4 protein-coding genes are annotated in these 5,693 nt (G+C 45.6%); 3 read left to right on the top strand and 1 reads right to left on the bottom strand.

The features are described 5' to 3' along the window. The coding region (gene cls, locus QTO00_RS13510) for a cardiolipin synthase (protein WP_331425270.1) at positions 1 to 1,301 on the bottom strand (1,301 nt) is incomplete at its 3' end. Between the two features lie 365 nt (positions 1,302 to 1,666). On the opposite strand from cls, the gene QTO00_RS13515 reads away from it, so the two are divergent. The 3 genes from QTO00_RS13515 (at position 1,667) to QTO00_RS13525 (ending at position 5,636) form a co-directional block, all read left to right on the top strand. Continuing rightward, positions 1,667 to 3,097 (top strand): sodium-dependent transporter, encoded by a 1,431-nt coding sequence (locus tag QTO00_RS13515; RefSeq protein ID WP_331425271.1) that lies wholly within the window; start codon positions 1,667 to 1,669, stop codon positions 3,095 to 3,097. A 154-nt stretch (positions 3,098 to 3,251) separates the two neighbouring features. Continuing rightward, entirely contained in the window at positions 3,252 to 4,865 is a 1,614-nt protein-coding gene (locus QTO00_RS13520; RefSeq protein WP_331425272.1) for a methyl-accepting chemotaxis protein, read from the top strand. Between the two features lie 75 nt (positions 4,866 to 4,940). After that, positions 4,941 to 5,636 (top strand): TIGR01621 family pseudouridine synthase, encoded by a 696-nt coding sequence (locus QTO00_RS13525; RefSeq protein WP_331425273.1) that lies wholly within the window; start codon positions 4,941 to 4,943, stop codon positions 5,634 to 5,636. The last annotated feature ends 57 nt before the right edge of the window (positions 5,637 to 5,693 follow it).

The raw sequence follows: 5,693 nt of genomic DNA on the forward strand, positions 1-5,693 counted from the left end.
GCTAATGTCAGTTCAAAGTTGAGCCATAGGCTGCGCATATCCATGTTTACTGTGCCCACTAAACAGAACTCTTCGTCGATGACTACGGACTTAGTGTGCAGAAGGCCACCGTAAAACTCATAGATTTTCACCCCGGCTTCAAGCAGTTCGCTGTAAAAAGCACGCGATGCCCATTGAACCATTAATGAGTCGTTTTTATGGGGGATGATGAGCTCAACGGTAATACCTCGGTGCGCGGTCATTTTTAGCGTCTCAAGCAGGTCAGCACTTGGAACGAAATAAGGCGTGGTGATTCGTACTGAGCGATTGGCTTGATTGATCGCTAAGGTCAAAACCTGAGAGATGAGGTGATCGGGCATGCCTGGGCCAGAGGGAACTACTTGAATCGGATGTTTTGGCTCGTCTGGATTAATTTTACATTCCGGTAGTGATGGGAAAGCCCTTGAACCTGTTTCAACTTCCCAATCCCAGCAGTGTATAGCAGACAATACATTAACGGTTGGTCCGGTGACGCGGATCATAATGTCAATCCACTGACCTACCCCGGAGTTTTGCTTAAAGAACGCCGGGTCGACCATGTTCATAGAGCCTGTGTAGGCAATCTTTTCATCAATGACAATGATTTTTCGGTGTTGGCGTAGATCGAGTCTGCGTAAAAAAATACGCCATGGGCTGACTTCGAGTGCTTGGACGACCTTGATGCCTGCTTTGCGCATTTGACCTACCCAGTTACTACGGAAGAAGCGCGGACTGCCTGCTGAATCGAGCAGTATCTTAACATCTACGTTACGTTTCGCCGCTCGGATTAGGGCGTTAGCAACCTCGTCTGCCTTGCCGCCTGGGTGCCAAATATAGAAAACCATGCGAATGCTGGTGTGTGCACCGTCGATATCTTGGATTATAGAGTTCAAGATATCCTCGGGGGAGCTTTGTAGTGACAGGGAGTTACCTGACAGCGCTGGTAAACCTAAACGGTTGTTACACAGTTCATCGATACGGTAGATATGGCGACCAAGGCTTTCTGGTGAGTGAGCCGCACATTCATCGAGCTTGGCAAACCAATCGGTAAAAGGGGAGAGCATCTCGTTGGCTCTTTCAGCTCTTTTTCGGCCTAGATTAAGTTCACCAAAAAGGAAGTAACAGACCACGCCCAAAATAGGAATGATGTAGATAATCATCAGCCAAGCGAGCGAAACGCTAACAGCGCGTCGCTTTAATACGACTCGGATCGTAACACCTGCGACTAAAATCCAATACAAGACGATCCCAGCAAGGGTAAGGAAGTGATAAAACTTTTCCATTCAGTAACCTAGGTAATCCAATGCTACTCAATAGTAGAGCTCAAACGAGATCACGACAAGAGGGATAAACGCAAAGAATACAATCAGTGATGGTTTGTATGCAAAAGGATGAATGTGTTATGGGATTGTAAAAACTAGTGCATAGAGGATGTTAAAGGCCAAAAAAACAGCATTTAAACATATTAATTACAAAGTTGATGGAAAAATAAACTAAATGGGCTTCCAATTTTAATCTTAAACTGGTTTACTTGCCATAACGTTAGCGTCACTGATAATTTTATTAAGTGTAAAAATAACTATACACCACTTTTAAAGACGCCTAACAGAAGCAAACACAACTTAAAAAACGATTTAATGGAGTAACCGTGGCTACAAGTTCAAGTGCACAGCCCCGTGATACGTGGGGGTCTAAATTAGGCTTCGTAATGGCAGCAGCAGGTTCTGCTGTTGGTTTGGGCAACATATGGAAGTTTCCTTACACGGCAGGTGAGAGTGGCGGCGGCGCGTTCGTTGCAATCTACCTTCTTTTCGTAATCTTCATCGGTTTCAGCGTTATGCTTACCGAATTCACTATCGGTCGTAAGACTGGCCTATCAGCAGTAGGTGCGTTCAAATCGACGGATCGTCGTTGGGCGTTCACTGGTGTCATGGGTGTACTAAGTGGCCTATTGATCATGGGTTTCTACCCAGTGGTTGGTGGCTGGGCACTCGCGTACATCTTCAAAGTAGGTGGTGGTCTACTGAGCACTCCTGAAGCGATTGGTGATAGCTTTGGTGGTTTCATTTCCGATCCGGTTCAGCCGCTAATGTGGATGGCAGTGTACCTATTCCTAAATATCATCATTGTAATTAAAGGTATTTCAGGCGGTATTGAAAAAGCAGGTAAGGTGTTGATGCCGTTACTGTTTGTTATCCTTATTACGGTTGCTGTTTATGGCATGACTCTACCAGGTGCAATGGCTGGTGTAGAATTCCTATTCAAGCCAGACTTTTCTAAGGTTGATAGCAGTGTTGTACTTGCTGCACTAGGCCAAGCATTCTTCTCACTCAGCTTAGGTATGGGTGCAATGTTGACATATGGCTCTTACCTTAAGAAAAAAGAGAACCTAGTTCAAACGACCGGTATGGTTACAGCGATGGATACAGGTGTTGCAATCCTAGCGGGTATTGCGATGTTCCCAGCGATGTTCGCATTTGGAATGGCTCCTTCCGCAGGCCCAGGTCTAGTATTCGTTGTCGTACCTCAGCTATTTGCTGAAATGGGTGGCGTGATTGGTTTGCTATTGGCTCTTATGTTCTTCCTAGGTCTAACCGTAGCGGCATTAACTTCATCGGTATCACTACTAGAAGTTGTGGTTTCTTACCTAATCGATGAGAAAGGTATGAAGCGTTCAACGGCCGTTATCTCTTCAAGTGTCGTGATGGCAACATTATGTGTATTCGCTTCGCTATCTTTGGGTGGCGTAGGCCCAACGCTATTCGGTACTGGCGCATTCGATATCTTCGATCTACTGACAGATAAGATCTTCTTAGCCGTGGGTGGTATGTTGATATGTATCTTTGCAGGCTGGCGCCTATCGCGTGCTGACCTTGAAAAAGAGATCACTAACGATGGCGAAGTTCCATTCCCTCTATTTAACCTGTGGTACAACCTAGTTAAGTACGTTATCCCTGTAGCAATCGCAATTGTTGCATTCATGGGTATCAAGTCAGGTTTCGATAGTGGTAAAGGTGAAATCATGTTGTTGGGTATTGGTCTCATCGCTGTAGCAGGTATCTTCTCTAAGAAGCTATAACTGAACACAAGAATAGCAAATGGATTAAAACCTCCCTGTCGGGAGGTTTTTTTTTGCTTATCTACTATTTTATTAAAGGAATAAGTTATTTAGTCGCTATTATTGATAAATAAAATGATTGGTTGCATATGTCGTCGTTTAAGGAAGGTGTGTCGTGAAATTGTCTGTTAGAAAGAAGTTGTACGCGGGCTTCGGCTGTGTATTGGCCATTATGACTGTAATGGCCGGTTTGATTTGGCTTGAGGTTAGCCAATCTTTAGATATTGCAACCGAAATCAAAGATGATGATGTGCCTGAGTTAGTCGGTTATCTAGTGTTGGCAGATCAAGCGGCAGATGTTTATCGGGATGCGACAGGCTCAATTATTGGAACACCTGGTTCGCTCGAAGCTTACGAAAGAAATAAGCAAGAGTTTACTGATGCTATTGCTGTAGTCAAAAACCTTGAAACACCGGGAGGTGAAGACTATCAACGCATTGAGCAGGTTGAACTTTATATGTCCTCGTTTGTTAGCGCATTCGAGCGCGATATTATTCCCAATGTCGGCACGAGTAACATATCTGAACAAGCGACTGTGCTTAGAGGGCTGTATGAGGAGTATGTCGAGCCGATAGAGATACTTTTGGATGACGTTTCAGTTTCGGTACAAGACGGTGTGGATGATGCGCTGGTGGACCTTACCGGTTCGTTCGCCACTATCGAGACGACAATGTTATCGCTATTCGTCGTTGCTTTGCTGCTGACGTGTGGTATCGCATACTGGTTATCAAACTCTATCACTACCCGTTTAACTAAGCTTGATGGAGTGGCTCAGCGTGTGGCAGAGGGTGATTTGACTGCGAAAGACATCCAAGATGACTCTGGTGACGAGTTGGCGAACTTGGCGCTATCAATCAATAAGATGCAATCGTCGCTCAAGACCCTGATTGGTTCGATTTACTCTGTGTCAGAACAGGTAAAAACAGTGACCGGTACCCTCTCTGAAACCAGCCAAGACATAGTCGCCGGGGCGTCGGCTCAAGCAGACAAGGCCAACCTCATAGCGACCGCTGCTGAACAACTGAGCCTCACGATCTCAGAAGTCGCTCAACAAGGCTCTGCAACGTTTGAAGAGGCTAAAAGATCCGAGTACAGTGCGGAGTCGGGACGAAATGTTATCACTGAAATGGTTGATTCGATTCAAAAAGTGAGTCTGCAAATGACTGAGATGTCGAATCAGATGAACGATCTGGGGGAGCATGGGGAACAGATCGGTTCAGTCATTCGAGTTATTGAAGGAATTGCTGAGCAGACTAACTTATTGGCATTGAATGCTGCGATAGAGGCGGCACGTGCAGGGGAGTTCGGCCGTGGTTTTGCCGTCGTTGCGGATGAAGTTCGAGCGCTGGCGGAGCGAACAACCACTGCGACGAAAGAAGTGGCAGGTATCATCCAACAGATTCAGTCGGGCACTCAAGAAGCAGTAACCTATACGCAAAAAAATTGCCAATTAGTCGAGGTTGGGGTAGAGCGCAGCTCAGGGGCGGTCACTGCGTTAAATGAAATTGTGACCGGTGCTGCCAATGTGCAGGGAATGGTTAACTCGATTGCGACTGCGGCGGAAGAGCAAACTGCAGTAACAAAAGAGATCGCGGCTGATATTACCGCAATCAGCGATATCTCGGAGCGATCATTAGCGCTTGCAAATAGTAGCTCTGAAAATGTAGATGGTTTGAATGCTAAAGTGGCAGAACTTGAAAGTTTAGTAAACAAATTCAAGCTTAGTTAAGGCTCTCTAACCAAGCGAGACTGGCTTTCACAAGGATAATGGGTATACTCATGCCTCCGAAGCGGAGCCAGTCAAATGTTTGATATTCTATATACCCATCCAGACTTTATCGTCATCAACAAACACCCTAATGTCTCTGTACATAAAGATGATGGTGATGTCATGCTGCTGCAAGAAGTTGCTAAGCTGACGGGAGAACAGCAGCTCTACCTTATCCATCGATTAGATAAAATGACTTCTGGAATACTGCTATTAGGGAGAAGCGCTAAGGCGGCGAGTCAGATCTCTAGCTTGTTCGCTGAGCGCAGTGTTGAGAAATTTTACCTTGCCATTGGCAGTAAGAAACCTAAGAAGAAACAAGGCTTGATCACGGGTGATATGGAACGTTCACGTCGCTCATCTTGGAGGTTGGTCAATACTCATGCCAACCCTGCAACAACCCAGTTTCTTTCTACTGCTGCCTCTCCGGGTGAACGTCTGTTCGTGTGTAAGCCTTATACAGGTAAAACCCATCAAATTAGAGTCGCGCTCAAATCAATCGGTTCAGGTATTGTTGGCGATCCAATCTACAATGCAGGAAGTCACTCAGATCGCGGGTATTTACACGCATTTGCGCTGCGCTTTGAACTCAATAATCAAGCCTATGAGTTTGTGTGCGATCCGCGCAGTCATGAACTTTTGGGTGAAAAATGGAACGAAGAAATTGTTAGCCAAGGTATCGAATATTGGCTGAAACCATGGGAGCTATCATGGCCGAAGATCAACAAATAAACCCTTTTGCAATGCAGGCGGAACAACTTCCTGTTTTCTTTGAGCAGCTTCATCAGC

The sequence above is a fragment of the Vibrio sp. M260118 genome (assembly GCF_036533755.1).
Taxonomy (GTDB): domain Bacteria; phylum Pseudomonadota; class Gammaproteobacteria; order Enterobacterales; family Vibrionaceae; genus Vibrio.

Bases quoted from the DNA above. Each gene is read 5' to 3' on its own strand.
- QTO00_RS13525 (WP_331425273.1), top strand. From the start codon at position 4,941: ATGTTTGATATTCTATATACCCATCCAGACTTTATCGTCATCAACAAA.